A 14,969-nucleotide genomic window follows, 5' to 3' on the forward strand; every position below is an offset into this window, starting at 1 on the left:
GCTTAGCTCCTGCGCTCAACAAAATAATCCGCAAGAGAGCGGAGGGTTTCTGCACGTGGCCCAAAAATGGAAAGGGATTCGCGTGCCTGTTCACTAAGGCGACGTGCCTCTGCACGTGCCCCATCAATCCCTAAGAGGGCGACATAATTGGATTTATGGGCATTTTCATCCTTGCCAGCCGTTTTGCCCAGCTCTTCAGTGCTAGCAGTACTGTCAAGAATATCATCAGCGACCTGAAAGGCTGTCCCGATATCTGCACCATAACGTTGCAGGGCTTGCCGCCGCGGGTCACTGACTGGGATAGCTGCCAGTATGGCTCCTGCTTCAGCAGAGTAGCGGATCAGGGCACCGGTTTTCAGGGCGTGAAGTCTTCTCACTTCGTTTAACGGAAGCGAACGGCCTTCTCCTCGGATATCAATAACCTGACCTCCGACCATACCTGCGGCACCAGAGGCTTTGGCAAGACTTAAAGCCAGTTCCGCGCGGACAGAGGCATCCAGGCCGGTAGCAGGGTCGAGTATGACCTCAAAGGCGCTGGTCTGAAGAGCATCGCCAGCCAGAACGGCAATGGCTTCATTAAATTTCTTATGGGTTGAGGGCTGTCCACGGCGTAAATCATCATCATCCATGGCTGGGAGGTCATCATGAACGAGTGAATAAGCGTGCAGAAATTCAACTGAAGCAGCAGCTCTTAAAGCCGCTTCGCGTGAAGCACCAAAGAGAGAGGCGGTTTCAAGCACGAGAAAGCCACGAAGACGTTTGCCTCCACCAAGAGAAGCGTAACGCATAGCTTCGATCAGAAGACTTTCATCGCCGTCCACCATAGGAAGAAGGGCATCAATTGTCTGTTCAATTTCATGACAGGACTTGCTGAGAGCTTCTTTCAGGGGAAGGGCGGTCATTCAGGACGTCTCCTCAGGAGCGATAAGAGTGGAAGTCAGATCCTCAACTGCCCGGGATCCGTCACTTTTTTGTACAATAGCTTTAACACGCATTTCTGCTTCACCCAGCCGTGCTTCACAATGTTGACGCAATAGAGCGCCTCGCTCATAGGCGGTAATGGCTTTTTCCAATGTCAGTTGCCCACTTTCCAGATCACGCACAATGCGTTCCAGCTCAGAAAGGGCTTCTTCAAAAGAAAGGGATCTCAATGTTTTCTGCTCAGACTGGGACATGGCAAATTACGAATAAGCTCGCATGCTATGAAAAAAAGATAAAAGAGCATTGAATCTACAGCGATGCAGCATTTTTTTCCAGCCCCTGAATGGCTCCCAGACTGACACTTAAATCATTAAATGCCTGGTCGGGTTTGAGAAATCAGCTCTTCATTAAAGCCTGTTAAAGATTCAGTCCAGAGCTGATGCCATATTTCTCTTGATTGTTTAATTAATGTTTCAGAAATGGCTCTGTAAGATCAGATAAAGAATAAAGAGGCTGTCTAGCCCGATTATAATAGGTGTGAGGCGATAAAATTTCCCGGAAAGCAGGGCCAGAGAGCTGTAAAATAGCATTCCAAGTGTCAGGCTAAGCATAAAGTTGCCGGTTACGGCAGCGATAAGAAACATCAATAGAGGCGTGATCATATCATCTATTGTGTTTGAGAGCTGGCCTAAACAGCTCGCCATGCTCAAGCCTACCATTATGAGGACAGGCGCTGTAGCCAGAGCAGGAATGGCCGTAATGAGCGGCCATAAAAAACAGGAACCGAGAAAAAGAAGCGCTACAATTAAGGCAGTCAGCCCTGTACGGGCGCCAATTTCGGCGCCTGTCAGATTTTCAACATAAGCAGAAACCGTGCTGGTCCCCAGGCTGGAGCCCGTTACGCTGGCCAGTCCATCAGCGATAAAAGCGCGGGCATTTAATTTTAGGGGTGTCGCGTCACTATGAGCGTTCGAACGTTGTATGACGCTCATCAAGGTGCTGGTTGCATCAAAAAAATCACTCAGCAGAAGGTAAAGTGTAATGGGCAGGATTATTCCAATATGGCTGAAGAATCCTGCAAAATCGAAGGGGAAGAGGAGATGGGTGGGGTAGTCTGGCCAGTCGAGAAAGTGGTCTGGTAACTGGGTGATAAAATGTCCGTGAGCATCAGGGACAAAAAGCCCGATTATCGTGATTAGGGCGATTGTGATTAAAAAACCCGCTGGAATTTTACAAACCAGAAATGCGCCACACAGAACGATTCCCCCCATGGTGAGGAGGAGCGAAGGATCTGAAAAGGAACCAAAACTCAGACCTTCAGGAGAAGGAATTGCGATGCCGGCTGTAGTCAGGCCTAGTCTTGCAGCAAAGGCGCCGATAGAAGCCTGTATGCCGATAATGATCACAGGAGGAAAGGCACTGATAATCTTTTGTCTTATATGTGTCAGTGACAGGGCAGTGAAACATAACCCACTGAAGAGAACGGCGGTAAAAGCAATCTGGGGAGAGAAATGCTCTTGTACGATAATGACCTGCGTAAAAAGGACATTGCTGCTCATGGTCGGCGCAAGGGCGATAGGCAGCTTCGCCCATAGGGCCATGATTAATGTCCCGGCAACTGCCCCGGCGATGGTCGTCATGACCATATCATGGCGTGCAAGGCCAGTTGCTGACAAAATGGAAGGATTTACAGCAACGATATAGGCCATCGCGCTGAAAATCGTTAGACCTGCAGTCAGCTCACGTTGAATTGTAGAGCCTCTTTCAGAAATATGGAAGAAACGGTCAAGCCATGAGCTTATCATGGGATCATTTTCGTAAAGGTCATTTCGGAGAAATATCTAAAAATAGTGGTTTGATGCGTGTCATGACTTCTGTCTTTTCTCAGGATTTGAGCGACACATGGAATATACCCTTAAGATAAGGGGGAAGCAGCATGGCTCTTTCTGTTTCAGGAAGAGCAAACAAAGCTGAGGCCAGTAATGAAGGAGAAATCCAGGCATTTTCTTTGAGGGCTTTTGTCACACCAAAGGCGGAGAACCCGTAACGAAGCAGATTTGTCCAGTTTTTAAGGAGTGCAGGTGCTTTCGGAAAAAGAGTCTCATCAATTTTTACAGGCTTGAGCCAGAAAGCCGGATCTTCTGGCAGGATTGTGCTTTGATCCAGTCTATTAATCAGCGAAACTTTCCGGGCATATTCCACAATATGGAGTGGGATAAGCTCAAGAAATGCTCCTAGATATCCACTTCCAGATTTTTGTGAGATGAGATGAGGAGTGTTTCCGCGAGGTGGAGACCAGCCCCATAGAAACAGGCCTTCCCTGGGAATATCCTCATCTTTGACGTCACCAATCAGGTAAAATGGACTGAATCTTGTTGCTGGAATTTTATCCTTTTCAACCCAGACCATTGTCTTTTTATCCGGGTCGAAAGCCAGTTGTGAAGTTTCTGTAACGACTGCAAAAAACCTGAAGGAAGAAGGCTGTATAGGACCTGGGTCTGGGAAAAGGTTCAGGCCTTCTTTGATCCTGTAAGCGAGAGCCAGGAGAAAAGCGTGAATGAGAGAGAGGACTATGGCATAACTTTTATCAAGGAACCGTTCTGTGCCTGCGAGATGTTCATTGTTCCGGTTATAATAACGTCTTGCAATGTTTTGGGAACTTGCAGCCGCATCATGTAAAATACGTCCATAAGACCAGTCTACTTCATGGTCGATCCAACTGAAGGGATCTGGTAATTTCTCAAAAAGGGCTTCTGGTCTGCAAATAAAGCGGACGATTTTATGATCGTTAAAATCCTGAGGGGCATGACGGGTAAAAAGAACTCTTGGTGACAGGCACTGACTGTCCAGTTTGTTACTGTCATTCTGACCCAGACCCATAATACACCAGTTGATGGGGAAAGACATGGTCAGGTTAAAAGTCTCTTCTCCATATTTTTCTTTCAATTGGGTTATGAAATTATGGACAGAGTCGTTTTCGGGGTAAAAATATTCGTCAAGGGCTAAGGGTAAGATCCAGTGAAGGGATTGGCCAGCCTGACGGACCAGCTCTTTTTGGGCTGTTTCACGGCGTGTTATCGTGTCCTCGAGCGCAGGGTTTGTGCGCATGATCCTGATGTCGTAGCGATGAGCGGCATTCTGAAGAAACTCCCATGTGCCGTCATCTGATTGATCATCGCAAATAAGTAAGGCGTCGAATCCTACAGAGAGATGATGTGCAATCCACCAGTGAAGGTCTTTAAGTGCATTATGAACACAAAGCAGGACTGCACATCTACTCATAAGGTTCTAGTCCATTTTTAGAGCGGCGAGGAAGGCGCTTTGGGGAATTTCAACCTTACCAAATTGCCGCATCCGTTTTTTGCCCTCTTTCTGTTTATCCAGGAGTTTTCTCTTGCGAGAAATATCTCCTCCGTAACATTTGGCCGTAACATCCTTTGACAAGGCACCAATTGTCTCACGTGCGATCACCTTGGAGCCAATAGCAGCCTGAATGGCAATTTTGAAAAGCTGTTTGGGAATCAAGTCTTTCAATTTAGCACAGATCGCACGTCCCCGCATTTCAGCGGCAGAGCGATGGGCAATAAATGAGAGAGCATCAACAGGCTCGTGATTTACAAGGATGGAAATACGAACGAGGTCACTCTCTTCATAGCCGTCCATTTGATAATCGAAAGAGGCATAGCCACGTGTCAGGGATTTCAGACGGTCATAGAAATCAAAGACAACTTCATTGAGCGGCAGGCGGTAGACCGCCATGGCACGATTGCCAACATAGGTCAGGTCTTCCTGAATACCGCGTCGTTCACTGCATAGACTTAATACAGAACCAAGATATTCGTCCTGAACAAGAATAGAGGCCTTGATCCATGGTTCCTCAATTTTTGCAATCTGGGAAAGGTCAGGCATATCGGCAGGATTATGCAGCTCTTCAGTTGTACCGTTAGTGCGTTCGATCTTATAAACAACGGACGGCGCTGTTGCGATCAGATCAAGGTCAAACTCACGTGAAAGGCGTTCCTGTATAATCTCAAGATGCAAAAGCCCCAGAAAACCGCATCGGAAGCCAAAGCCAAGGGCTGCAGAGGTTTCTGCTTCAAAATGAAAGGAGGCGTCATTGAGGCGTAATTTACCCAGACTGTCACGTAGTTTTTCAAAATCATCTGCATCAATCGGGAACAACCCGCACCAGACAACCGGAATGGACGGTTTGAAGCCGGGCAGGGCCTTGTCGGCCGGGCGGTTATCTAGCGTAATTGTATCACCGACATTACAATCTGCTACGGTCTTGATGGCAGCATTAATATAGCCGATCTCACCAGGGCCAAGAGAGTCCACAGCCTTCATTTTTGGCAGGAAAACGCCAACCTGATCGACATGATAAGTAGCGCCTGTCTGCATCATGCGGATTTTGTCTCCGCGTTTCAGACGCCCTTCCTTGATACGGACGAGAATAATAACGCCCAGATAGGAATCATACCAGCTATCAACTAGTAATGCCTGAAGAGGGGCTTTTTCATCGCCTGTAGGGGCAGGGAGTTTCTGCACCAGAGCTTCAAGAACACCTTCGATGTTGAGGCCTGTTTTGGCGCTGATTTCAACGGCGTCATCAGCCGGTATTCCAACGACCTCTTCAATCTGTTCGCGGACCCGTTCAGGTTCGGCTGCTGGAAGGTCCACTTTATTGAGAACGGGCACAATTTCATGATTAGCATCAATGGCCTGATAGACGTTCGCCAGCGTTTGTGCTTCTACCCCTTGGGAGGCATCAACGACGAGGAGCGACCCTTCGCAGGCAGCCAGGGAGCGGCTGACTTCATAGGCAAAATCCACATGGCCAGGTGTGTCCATGAGGTTGAGGGTATAGATCTTGCCATCTTTTGCAGGGTAGGTCAGACGTACTGTTTGGGCTTTGATGGTGATACCGCGTTCCTGTTCCAGCTCCATGGAGTCAAGAACCTGTCCCTTCATTTCACGGGCGCTCAGAGCGCCGCATGCTTCGATAAGACGGTCAGCTAAAGTCGATTTGCCGTGATCAATATGGGCAATAATCGAGAAATTCCGAATGAGGGAGAGCGGTGTATCAGTCATAGTCTGTCTATAGGTGATTCGAGGATGTTTGTCAGCACTCACTGAGGCTCAATAAAATGCTCAGCGGTCTGTCAGGCGGAATTCGATACGGCGGTTACGTGCCAGAGCTTTGGGACTGGAACCTCTGGCAAGGGGTTGATAGTCCGAAAAGCCGGTAGCGGCGAGATGATGAGGATCTATCCCTTCAGAAATCAGCATTTTCACCACTGTAATAGCTCTTGCTGAGGAAAGCTCCCAATTGCTAGGGTAAATCGTATGGATAGGCAGCAGGTCAGCATGACCATCCACGCGCAGAATCCATGGGATATCAAGCGGGATGGTTTTTGCAACTTTTCGGAAGGTGCGGGCCAATGTCCGAATCTCTTTCTTTCCTTCTGTTGTCAGTTCAGCGCTTCCCGTTGGAAAAAGAATTTCAGAGGGGAAAACAAACCGATCCCCTACGATTTCAATCCCGGGTCTGTTTTTCAGAATTTCGCGAAGACGCCCGAAGAATTCTGACCGGTAACGCTGTAACTGTGTCACTTTATCAGCAAGAGCCAGATTCAGTTTCTGACCAAGGTCAGTGATCTGCCTGTCTTTATCCGTGCTGGCTTTCTTCTCAAGATCCAGTGCATCAGCCAAGGCCTCAAGCTGGCGTGAAAGTTCCATCACCTGCTTTGAGAGTGAAGTCATTGTAGTGAATTGTGAGCTTTCGAGAGCTGCACTTTCAGTCTTGAGTTTCTCAAGAGAACCGCTTTTCTCATCAAGGTCTGATTTAAGCAAGGTAAGCTGGCTTTCCTTGAGCTGATTATCCTTTTGCAGGTGCTGGAGTTCTGCCTGCCTGAGGGAAAGTACTTCAGCGAGGTGATTGACCTGCCCTTTGAGGGAGGTAAGTGTACGCTCCTTCTGCGTAATGGAGACAGACAGAAATTGCTGTCCGACTACAAAAACAAGCAGAACGAACGTAATGACCATCAAAAGGGTGGAAAGAGCATCAACATAACCTGGCCAGGCATTGATCTCCTTTTGAGAGGTGCGTCTGCGCCGTGCCATGGCGTTACGGTTCTTCTCTCATGTGTGATTTGGTACGTAGATCATCATGAAGTGACCTGATTTGTCTTCCGATATCTTGCAGGATTTGCGTGGAGGCCTGTTCACGATTCTGCTGCTCGATGGTTGATAATATGTCGCGTAGGGTTGCAATAAGCTGCTGTTGGCTTTCCTGGTTATCACGGACCAGAGAACGCAAAACCGCCTGATTTTGCTGTAGAAGTGTAATGTTCTCGGTTGTCAGGCTCATGAAGTCTTGAACTTGTGGCAGCCAGTTTCCCATAGATGCGGCAAGAGTGCCTGATTCAGTGGAATTCATAACGGCGGCAGCTTCGCCTTTGGAGAAGGGCTGACTGGTAAGCCAGTCTTCCAACTCATTGAAAAAACGATTTTGGGCCTGGCCAGCCGTTAAATCGAGAAAGCCGAGTATTAAGGCGCCTGCCAGGCCGAACATGGAGCCGGAAAAGGCCGTTGCCATGCCTCCTAAAGGCTGTACCAGGCCATTTTTAACATGATCGAACATTAATGCGATGTCAGAATCTGCTGATGGTAAACCACCAATAACATCAGCAATGGAACGAATCGTCAGAAGGAGGCCATAGAAGGTTCCTAAAAGCCCAAGAAAAATGAGCAATTGCGTCATGTAGCGTGAAACATCACGGGCTTCATCCATCCGCGCATTTAAACTGTCCAGAATGGATTCTGCTGACTGAGGGGAAAGACGCAATGGAACCTTCTCATTAAGTACTGCTGTCTGTCCCACCAATTTTGAGAGAGGGCTAAGCAGGCGCATTCTGCGTTGTGTCATCATGGCAGAGCGGGACTGGCGCAGGGTCTCGGCACCATTAACCTCAGGATAAAGCCTGGCTACGAGATAAATATTCCAGATAATACCGATGAGTAAAATCGCAATGATCGTGCCATCAAGCCCAGGGTTGGCCATAAAAGCGTGAGCGAGTGTTGGTTCTAACCAGACACATAAAGCAGCTATAACCAGAAGGAAGAAACACATTCTGATCAGATAGGTTGTAGGACGCGTCATGGTGTTTTTGCTCCCTCCTTATGGGTGGCAGGAGCTGATGGGGATGGTAAAAGGTCAGATCCCGGTGCGATTTTGACAGGATTTTCAAGAATGTGGATATCAACGCGGTCTGGCGGATTTTTATCTGAAGGGTCAGTCAGGCCATGGGCTATGGGATAGATTCTTGTGCTGGCAACATGATTGAGCATAAGCAGTGAACGTATAATAATGGCGCGTTCTAGAGAAATACGGCGCGGCATGGATGCGTCATCATCAACGCCTGCTGCATAGCTTTCCAGGCGGATACGTTGTGTTGGGTGTTCAGCCAGATTCTTTGCCAAATCATTGATTGAATCAAGCGTTGCCTGATTGATTTTGGCCGATTGCGCCTCAAACAGGACACGCTTTTCATTGGGATCAATACTGTTAAACGAACTTTTTGCAGTAGGGTCTGCTTTGACTTCTTCCGGCGGAACAGGAGGATGTTTCTGAACAGGTACAAAAGCAGGCGCAATGACAATGTTCTTGGGTGGCGCGGACGGAACAGAAGGAATCGTCGTATAACCCGGTGGAGAAGGAGGGGCTTTGTGCGCAGCGGCTATTGTCGCATTAACAGAGGTATTTTCGGTTGCACGAGGTTCAGGCGTGCGTGGCGTTATATGTGATCTATGCGGTGCTGTCTGAGGTGCTTGTGATGAGGGTGATGGAGAAGGGGGAAGGGCATCGAGATTTGTTGAAATCTGGGCCAAGGCACGTTCATGACAGGCAAAGCCTGAAATGAAAGAGGCACCTAACAGGAAAGAGACAATCAGTCTGGTTCTCATAATGTAATCCTAACCGGGGGAAGCTCTCTCCTGCAACCCTCTTCGCATCTGGGGTGGGTTTTATGTCTTAGTAATTGGAAGCCTTGATGATAGATGCTTGAACAAGGTCTTTCAGGGGGGCATGGAAATTTGGATTGGCGGCAACAATGACAATTTCGTCCGTATCCAGAGCGCTAAGGTCATTTCCTTCCGCATCTGTGACGTAACCGCCAGCTTCACGCACCAAAATCAGGCCTGCGGCACAATCCCAGGGTTTAATGCCAAGCTCCCAATATCCTTCAAAGCGACCTGCGGCCACCCAGGCGAGATCAAGCGCAGCAGCACCAAAACGGCGGATTCCAGCAACCTTTGGCATCAGAGCACCGAGCGTGTACCCAAAGGGCCTACGATGTTCTTCTGAGACTTTTGCAAAAGGGATTCCAGTGGCAAAAACGGCTTCAGACAATTTACGCCGGGCTGAGACGCGTAGGCGACGTTCATTTAAGAAAGCGCCAACACCTTTTTCTGCCCAGAAGAGCTCATTGGCAGCGGGATTATAAACCACACCTGCGACGAGCTCTATGCTGCCATCAGCCATGCGGCGTTGCAAACCAATAGAAATGGCCCAGTGAGGCATGCCGTGTAGGAAGTTTGTGCTCCCATCAAGTGGATCGACAACCCAGCGCCAGCTCCAATTATCGCTGCCTGAAGCACCGCTTTCTTCCATCAGGAAAGCATAGCCAGGACGGGCGCGACTTAGCTCTTCTTTAATCGTTGCTTCAGCACGCATATCAGCCTGAGAGACAAAATCTCCCGGGCCTTTGATGCTGACCTGAAGCTGTTCGACTTCAGCAAAATCCCGCAATAGGGAGCGGGCGGCCTTATGCACAGCATTATGCATAACAGCCATATGGGGCGATAAACGCATAACCTTAGTCCTTAGCGCGTTCTACGTAAGAACCATCTTCGGTACGGACAACAATACGTTCACCGGCTTCCACAAAAGGCGGAACGAGTGTTTTAACGCCATTGGACAGAAGAGCTGGTTTATAGGAGGAGCTGGCGGTCTGTCCTTTTACAACAGGGTCTGCCTCTGCAACTTCCAGTGTCACGTGTGGAGGAAGGGTTACTGCAACAGCATCGCCTTCGACAAGTTTGACGCTCAGGGGCATATTGTCTTGGAGGAAAGCAAGCTGATCGCCAAGGATACCTTGTGGCAGCAAGGTCTGCTCAAAGGTTTCAGGATCCATTAGAACAATATTTTCGCCGTCTGTGTAAGAATAGATATAGTCTTTATCTTCTGTGACGAGGCGCTCAACCGTGTCAGCGGTACGCCATCTTTCATTGGTTTTATTGCCAGTTGTTAGGTCACGCATTTCAACCTGAATAAAGGCGCCACCTTTCCCGGGCGTGAGGATTTGTTGCTTCAGAACCGTCCACCGACGGCCATTATGTTCAATAACCTGTCCAGCTCTGATAAGGTTGGCTTGCTGTTTCATGGAAGTCGGTTCTCCGCTCTCGTAAATAATCCCGTTTTTACTTTTATAGCGGTTTCTAGCGTTAGCAAGGGGGAAGATGCAAGGCGTTCCTTGCTCTATTTACCGAAACTGGTGAATTGTCCCTTTGGGGGACTTTATAGTTTCTTCCGGGGTATCGGTTTTTTCTTTGGGTAAAAGATATTCTGGTCCTATGGGAACTTTCCCTTTTCCTCCAGGAATATCAACGACATAATGTGGCCATGCCAGTCCTGAAAGGCGTCCTCTCAGGGTAGCCAGAAGGGCACGTCCTTTCTCTACCGGGACGTGAAAATGGGAAGTGCCAGGAGCTGGGTCAAGGTGATGAAGATAGTAAGGTTTGACTCTATTTTGGATCAGGCCACGTAATAATGCTTCAAGTGCAGCAACATCGTCATTCACTCCTTTCAGAAGCACAGATTGTGACAGAAGAGGAATACCAGCTTTAACAAGCGTGCGGATTGCCATGCGCGCTTCAGGACCGAGTTCCCGGGCGTGGTTGGTGTGTATGACGATCCAGAGCGCCTTTTCAGTTTCAAGAGCATCAGTTAAGGCATGTGTGATTCGTTCTGGGGCAGCAACAGGCACCCGTGAATGAATCCGGATTGTCTGAATATGGGCAATAGAAGTCAGCTGCTCCATGATAAAATGCAGCCGGCGCGGAGAAAGCATCAGGGGATCCCCTCCAGAGAGAATGACTTCCTGAATGTGGGAGTGTTCTCTAATCCATTGAAAGATTTTAAGAAGAGCTTCTTCGCTCAAAAGCCCTCCATCCGGGCCGACATGTTCACGGCGGAAGCAGAAACGGCAATAGAGCGGACAAATCAGCAGTGGTTTGAGAAGAACGCGGTCTTCATAGCGGTGGATTAACCCTGGAAGGGGGGAGTAGGCTTCATCACCAATGGGGTCTTCTCTTTCATAATCCCTGACAACAAGTTCTTCAGTACTGGGAATCACCTGTCTACCAATAGGGTCTGAAGGGTTTTCGATGAGGGACTTGAATGCAGCCGGGATAGCTGTGGCATAACGCTTTGCGACTTCTTCAAGGAAAGCAAGATCCTTTGGAGAGGCCAGTCCCGCTTTGATAAGAGAGTGTGGTGTTCGTAATGTCGGGGACGAAAAAGGTTTGTCAGCGTTTTGCATAAATTGGCTCTAGCGAAGCTTGAGGGAGTTATGCAACAAAAACCCTTCTTGTTTTCGAGTTAAATTTTGTAGTCTTTTACATGACGGGGTCTATGGTCTCTCTTTCTCATGAATTGCGTAATCTGTCTGATAAGGCACCCATCGTCAAAAGACGCATGGAAATGATGCGTGATGTCAGAAGATTTTTTGATGAGCGGCATTATCTTGAGGTTGAAACCCCTTATTTGGTAAAAACCCCTGGTGAAGAGGTGCATTTGCAGTGTTTTTCAACCATGCTTGAAAGAGCAGATGGGGCACGTCCAGAAAAGAGGTTTCTTCATACGAGTCCCGAATTTGCCATGAAACGGCTTCTGGCTGCTTTGCAATGTCCGATTTATCAGCTCGCCCGTGTCTGGAGAAATGGTGAAAAGAGTGCCACCCATCTGCCGGAATTTACGATGTTGGAATGGTATCGTCCCGGAGCGGATCTGGCCTCTTTGATGGATGAAACTGAGAAGCTGCTTAAAGCGATTTTACCGCCAGTGGTCTGTTTTGGAAAAGACAAGCTCGATTTAACCCTGCCTTTTGAACGTATGACCTTGCAGGAGGCATTCCATCGTTACGTGGGGGCTGATCTTCTGGGAACGATTCATGACGCCCCGGCCTTGGCGTATCAGGCCAAGGTGCCCTTACGTCAGGATGAAGATTGGGAAGATCTGTTTTTTCGTTTGATGATGGAGAAGATAGAGCCTTATATCGGGCGGGAAAGGCCGATTTTTCTGACACACTGGCCTTTTCCCCAGGCAGCCTTGGCCAGGAGAGATTCAAAGGAGGTGCGGGCGGCACTTCGTTTTGAACTTTATGCAGCGGGGCTAGAACTCGGCAATGCGTTTGAAGAATTGACCGATATGGCCGAACAGAGAGAGCGTTTTGCTGAAGACAGAGCACGACGCGCCTCTCTTTATAAAGGACAGGATTGGCCTTTGGATGAAGATTTTTTGCAGGCTCTTCCTTACATGCCTCCTTCTTCAGGTATTGCCGTGGGCTTTGACCGGCTCGTGATGCTGGCGACTGGTGCCCCTCATATTGACGATACGCTCTGGTTCAGCTGATCTGTCATGATAGGATGACTGTTATGGTGATAAAGAGATCATTCACAGAGGCGAGGATGGCGGCACAGACAAACCATTTCATCAGAAAAAATCTTCTCTCCCTGCTGTTGCTTGGTCTGGTTGTGTCTGGGTGCGCAACGCCTCCATTACAGCAGAAGAAACTCCTCGACTCGCTTATCGGGCATTCGTCCCTTGATATTGTGCGGACTTTCGGCGTTCCTTCAACAACGTATCACACCCAGGATCACGATTTTATGGCGTATCTCGTCACTGATACCCAATATTTTCCCGGTTCGCCGGATTGGGGCTGGGGATGGGGCGGTGGTTACGGATTTTGGGGAGCACCCGGCCCATGGGGAGTCGGTGGTTTGCCGCCCAGCTATTCCACGACCTCATGTCAGACATTGTTTGAGCTGGTTGAAGACCGTGTGATATCCTGGCGTAAAAGAGGAGATGGCTGTTGAAGACATATAACATGTCATTGTCGAAAGCAGGCTGTTATATAGGATTGCTGCTGGGTCTGACGGGTCTCTTATCTGCTTGCGGAGGTGGAGAGCCGGATCAACAGAACCATTATCATGTTCAGCAATCAATTTATTCAGAACTTCTTCCTGATGCTGAATCGATTAGTAATCAATATATGACGCCAAGAAAAGGGCAGCCTCCCAGCAGTCAGTTTGCCTATCATATGACGCCGACTGTCTCTTATGAGGATAATACACTAGACGATAATATAAGCTCATCCATTGAATTGGCAGATTATTATGCTGCGGTTCAGCAGGCGGGATGGGTAAGATGGCTACAGGCTGATGGGCCTTATACGGTCCTGGCCTTGTCTAATGGTGCGCTGGAATCCTACGGTCACAACTGGTCAGGAGGCTTGATGGCTCCGGCTAATCAAAAGCGTTTGTCTGACCTTATGGGTGATACGATTTTGATAGGAAATTATAGTCTGGCGCGTTTACGCCATCTTGCACGTCTTTATGATGGAAACGCCGAAGCGACGACTTTAACAGGGAAGAAAATCTTTTTAAGACCTCTCCCCTCAGGGGAGGTGATTGTTATTTCGTCCAACGGTGCAACGGCGCGTATTACTAGTCAACCTTATCCGCAATCCAATGGAACATTATATGTTGTCAGTACTGTGATCGTGCCGGATAATTCAGCAACGGAATATTAAATTTATTCCGTTGTAAGGGCGTTGATCCACTCCAGGTCGTTATGGTCCCCTTTTAAGGGGAAAGAGACGAACTCAGCGCCGTTTTGTATAGCGCTCAGAGCAGAGGCAACAGAAGCAGGGTCTTCCGCAACACAGGGGAGCTCGGCAAAACAGCTCCATTTTTCTATAATTTCTGAAGATTCGGCTGGGAATGAAACATAGTCAGCTCCTGCTTCACCGGCGTACATGGCTTCATCAAGTGTTACGCAGAAACAGCCTACCTGCAATTTGAAGGGCTTTAAGGCGGGAAGTCCTGCTTTAAGAGAGGTTACATCACGAAAATGTACTCCATCACTTTTTTCTAGAAGCAGAGAGTCGATTTTAAATTTTTCTAAAGGGGATAGAATAAGAGCAACATCGTGAGATTGTGATAAATGTATCAGAGATGCCATCAAAGCTTTAGGCACAGAGCCAGAATATTCTAGCCTTAATGCTGAAATATGTGGATGTGCGAAGATATCTTTCAGATTATCAGGAAGGGACTCACGTCCGTTCTCGAGCAGCAGGGAGGGGTAGAGGTCAAAATCTTTCATCGTGATCTATGATGCCAGAGTCTTGGAAGGCTTACTAGTGCCTGTATTCCATGAATGATGTTATATAAACAAAGCCCTCTTTGGAAAGATGTTTGATAGCGAAAAGTTTTTTGCAGGGAATCAGAACCCCTGATACTGTCACATAAGAAATAAGGGAATAAAGTGGATATGACAGAACAGCCTGAGTCGGAACTCCAGAAAGATGATCCCGTTGAGAGACTGGAAAACGCATTAGTACGTATGGCATTTATTCTGGAGCAGCGTGAGAGTCACCTTGCACAACAGAAAAAACAAAAAGAAGCACAGATGACAAAAGTCTTGGCGCAGATTGATGCTTTAGAAGGCAGGATCGCCGCCATTTTGCAGGAAACCGTCACGGCTGAAGAGAAGGAAGATTGATTCATGGCACAGGTTACGCTCAATATTACAGGGGCGACCTATATCGTCGGATGTAAAGATGGTGAAGAGAATCAAGTGCAGTCTCTCGCCCAAGAGGTAGAGAAGCGCCTCAATATAGTGAGAACCCGCCTTGCTCCTAGTAATGACGGTCATGCCCTCTTTCTGACGGCCCTTATGCTTGCTGATGAAGTCACTGATTTACAGG

General features: G+C 48.2%; 17 protein-coding genes (1 of these 17 only partly in view). 5 read left to right on the forward strand and 12 right to left on the reverse strand.

Annotated features, from left to right (window positions below):
• Nucleotides 1-2: 2 nt before the first annotated feature.
• The 11 genes from AC3B6P_RS04730 to AC3B6P_RS04780 all read right to left on the reverse strand — a co-directional run bounded on the left by AC3B6P_RS04730 (nucleotide 3) and on the right by AC3B6P_RS04780 (nucleotide 11,522).
• Nucleotides 3-902, reverse strand: a complete 900-nt coding sequence (locus AC3B6P_RS04730) for a polyprenyl synthetase family protein (protein WP_489804970.1) — start codon at nucleotides 900-902, stop codon at nucleotides 3-5.
• Entirely contained in the window at nucleotides 903-1,175 is a 273-nt protein-coding gene (locus AC3B6P_RS04735) for an exodeoxyribonuclease VII small subunit (RefSeq protein WP_489804971.1), read from the reverse strand. It lies immediately after the preceding gene.
• A gap of 219 nt (nucleotides 1,176-1,394) precedes the next feature.
• Entirely contained in the window at nucleotides 1,395-2,726 is a 1,332-nt protein-coding gene (locus tag AC3B6P_RS04740) for an NCS2 family permease (RefSeq protein WP_489804972.1), read from the reverse strand.
• 79 nt (nucleotides 2,727-2,805) lie between these two features.
• Nucleotides 2,806-4,203 (reverse strand): glycosyltransferase family 2 protein, encoded by a 1,398-nt coding sequence (locus tag AC3B6P_RS04745; protein ID WP_489804973.1) that lies wholly within the window; start codon nucleotides 4,201-4,203, stop codon nucleotides 2,806-2,808.
• A gap of 6 nt (nucleotides 4,204-4,209) precedes the next feature.
• Nucleotides 4,210-6,012 (reverse strand): translation elongation factor 4, encoded by a 1,803-nt coding sequence (gene lepA / locus AC3B6P_RS04750; protein WP_489804974.1) that lies wholly within the window; start codon nucleotides 6,010-6,012, stop codon nucleotides 4,210-4,212.
• A gap of 60 nt (nucleotides 6,013-6,072) precedes the next feature.
• Nucleotides 6,073-7,044, reverse strand: a complete 972-nt coding sequence (locus AC3B6P_RS04755; RefSeq protein WP_489804975.1) for a peptidoglycan -binding protein — start codon at nucleotides 7,042-7,044, stop codon at nucleotides 6,073-6,075.
• A gap of 4 nt (nucleotides 7,045-7,048) precedes the next feature.
• A complete protein-coding gene (locus AC3B6P_RS04760) occupies nucleotides 7,049-8,083 on the reverse strand; it encodes a flagellar motor protein MotA (protein ID WP_489804976.1) in 1,035 nt (344 codons plus the stop codon).
• Nucleotides 8,080-8,886 (reverse strand): OmpA family protein, encoded by an 807-nt coding sequence (locus tag AC3B6P_RS04765; protein WP_489804977.1) that lies wholly within the window; start codon nucleotides 8,884-8,886, stop codon nucleotides 8,080-8,082. The genes AC3B6P_RS04760 and AC3B6P_RS04765 overlap by 4 nt, the downstream gene beginning before the upstream one ends.
• A gap of 67 nt (nucleotides 8,887-8,953) precedes the next feature.
• Complete coding sequence (locus AC3B6P_RS04770; RefSeq protein ID WP_489804978.1) at nucleotides 8,954-9,793, reverse strand: inositol monophosphatase family protein; 840 nt, start codon at nucleotides 9,791-9,793, stop codon at nucleotides 8,954-8,956.
• Between the two features lie 4 nt (nucleotides 9,794-9,797).
• Nucleotides 9,798-10,364 carry an elongation factor P gene (gene efp, locus AC3B6P_RS04775; RefSeq protein WP_489804979.1) on the reverse strand — a complete coding sequence of 189 codons (567 nt, stop codon included), beginning with the start codon at nucleotides 10,362-10,364 and terminating at the stop codon, nucleotides 9,798-9,800.
• A 99-nt stretch (nucleotides 10,365-10,463) separates the two neighbouring features.
• Nucleotides 10,464-11,522 (reverse strand): lysine-2,3-aminomutase-like protein, encoded by a 1,059-nt coding sequence (locus AC3B6P_RS04780; RefSeq protein WP_489804980.1) that lies wholly within the window; start codon nucleotides 11,520-11,522, stop codon nucleotides 10,464-10,466.
• Between the two features lie 80 nt (nucleotides 11,523-11,602).
• On the opposite strand from AC3B6P_RS04780, the gene epmA reads away from it, so the two are divergent.
• Genes epmA through AC3B6P_RS04795 form a run of 3 tightly spaced genes read left to right on the forward strand, consistent with a single transcriptional unit; the run spans nucleotide 11,603 to nucleotide 13,793 of the window.
• Nucleotides 11,603-12,613 carry an EF-P lysine aminoacylase EpmA gene (gene epmA, locus AC3B6P_RS04785; RefSeq protein WP_489804981.1) on the forward strand — a complete coding sequence of 337 codons (1,011 nt, stop codon included), beginning with the start codon at nucleotides 11,603-11,605 and terminating at the stop codon, nucleotides 12,611-12,613.
• 56 nt (nucleotides 12,614-12,669) lie between these two features.
• Entirely contained in the window at nucleotides 12,670-13,077 is a 408-nt protein-coding gene (locus AC3B6P_RS04790) for a hypothetical protein (protein ID WP_489804982.1), read from the forward strand.
• 11 nt (nucleotides 13,078-13,088) lie between these two features.
• On the forward strand, nucleotides 13,089-13,793 hold the full coding sequence (locus AC3B6P_RS04795) for a fasciclin domain-containing protein (protein ID WP_489804983.1): 705 nt from the start codon (nucleotides 13,089-13,091) through the stop codon (nucleotides 13,791-13,793).
• A gap of 2 nt (nucleotides 13,794-13,795) precedes the next feature.
• Here the strand turns inward: AC3B6P_RS04795 and AC3B6P_RS04800 are convergent, their stop codons facing one another.
• Complete coding sequence (locus AC3B6P_RS04800; protein WP_489804984.1) at nucleotides 13,796-14,365, reverse strand: hypothetical protein; 570 nt, start codon at nucleotides 14,363-14,365, stop codon at nucleotides 13,796-13,798.
• 168 nt (nucleotides 14,366-14,533) lie between these two features.
• Between AC3B6P_RS04800 and AC3B6P_RS04805 the strand changes: the two genes are divergently transcribed.
• Both AC3B6P_RS04805 and AC3B6P_RS04810 read left to right on the forward strand, forming a co-directional pair.
• Nucleotides 14,534-14,764 (forward strand): hypothetical protein, encoded by a 231-nt coding sequence (locus tag AC3B6P_RS04805; RefSeq protein WP_489804985.1) that lies wholly within the window; start codon nucleotides 14,534-14,536, stop codon nucleotides 14,762-14,764.
• A gap of 3 nt (nucleotides 14,765-14,767) precedes the next feature.
• Nucleotides 14,768-14,969, forward strand: the 5' portion of a protein-coding gene (locus AC3B6P_RS04810; RefSeq protein WP_489804986.1) for a cell division protein ZapA. It continues 185 nt past the right edge of the window; only the first 202 of its 387 coding nucleotides appear in the window; its start codon is at nucleotides 14,768-14,770; its stop codon lies off the right edge, out of view.

The organism is Aristophania sp. ESL1142, from assembly GCF_058107345.1.

Excerpts from the sequence above, each read along its gene's own strand:
- AC3B6P_RS04730 (WP_489804970.1), bottom strand. The coding sequence starts at position 902 with ATGACCGCCCTTCCCCTGAAAGAAGCTCTCAGCAAGTCCTGTCATGAA.
- AC3B6P_RS04735 (WP_489804971.1), bottom strand. The coding sequence starts at position 1,175 with ATGTCCCAGTCTGAGCAGAAAACATTGAGATCCCTTTCTTTTGAAGAA.
- AC3B6P_RS04740 (WP_489804972.1), bottom strand. The coding sequence starts at position 2,726 with ATGATAAGCTCATGGCTTGACCGTTTCTTCCATATTTCTGAAAGAGGC.
- AC3B6P_RS04745 (WP_489804973.1), bottom strand. The coding sequence starts at position 4,203 with ATGAGTAGATGTGCAGTCCTGCTTTGTGTTCATAATGCACTTAAAGAC.
- lepA (WP_489804974.1), bottom strand. The coding sequence starts at position 6,012 with ATGACTGATACACCGCTCTCCCTCATTCGGAATTTCTCGATTATTGCC.
- AC3B6P_RS04755 (WP_489804975.1), bottom strand. The coding sequence starts at position 7,044 with ATGGCACGGCGCAGACGCACCTCTCAAAAGGAGATCAATGCCTGGCCA.
- AC3B6P_RS04760 (WP_489804976.1), bottom strand. The coding sequence starts at position 8,083 with ATGACGCGTCCTACAACCTATCTGATCAGAATGTGTTTCTTCCTTCTG.
- AC3B6P_RS04765 (WP_489804977.1), bottom strand. The coding sequence starts at position 8,886 with ATGAGAACCAGACTGATTGTCTCTTTCCTGTTAGGTGCCTCTTTCATT.
- AC3B6P_RS04770 (WP_489804978.1), bottom strand. The coding sequence starts at position 9,793 with ATGCGTTTATCGCCCCATATGGCTGTTATGCATAATGCTGTGCATAAG.
- efp (WP_489804979.1), bottom strand. The coding sequence starts at position 10,364 with ATGAAACAGCAAGCCAACCTTATCAGAGCTGGACAGGTTATTGAACAT.
- AC3B6P_RS04780 (WP_489804980.1), bottom strand. The coding sequence starts at position 11,522 with ATGCAAAACGCTGACAAACCTTTTTCGTCCCCGACATTACGAACACCA.
- epmA (WP_489804981.1), top strand. The coding sequence starts at position 11,603 with ATGACGGGGTCTATGGTCTCTCTTTCTCATGAATTGCGTAATCTGTCT.
- AC3B6P_RS04790 (WP_489804982.1), top strand. The coding sequence starts at position 12,670 with ATGGCGGCACAGACAAACCATTTCATCAGAAAAAATCTTCTCTCCCTG.
- AC3B6P_RS04795 (WP_489804983.1), top strand. The coding sequence starts at position 13,089 with ATGTCATTGTCGAAAGCAGGCTGTTATATAGGATTGCTGCTGGGTCTG.
- AC3B6P_RS04800 (WP_489804984.1), bottom strand. The coding sequence starts at position 14,365 with ATGAAAGATTTTGACCTCTACCCCTCCCTGCTGCTCGAGAACGGACGT.
- AC3B6P_RS04805 (WP_489804985.1), top strand. The coding sequence starts at position 14,534 with ATGACAGAACAGCCTGAGTCGGAACTCCAGAAAGATGATCCCGTTGAG.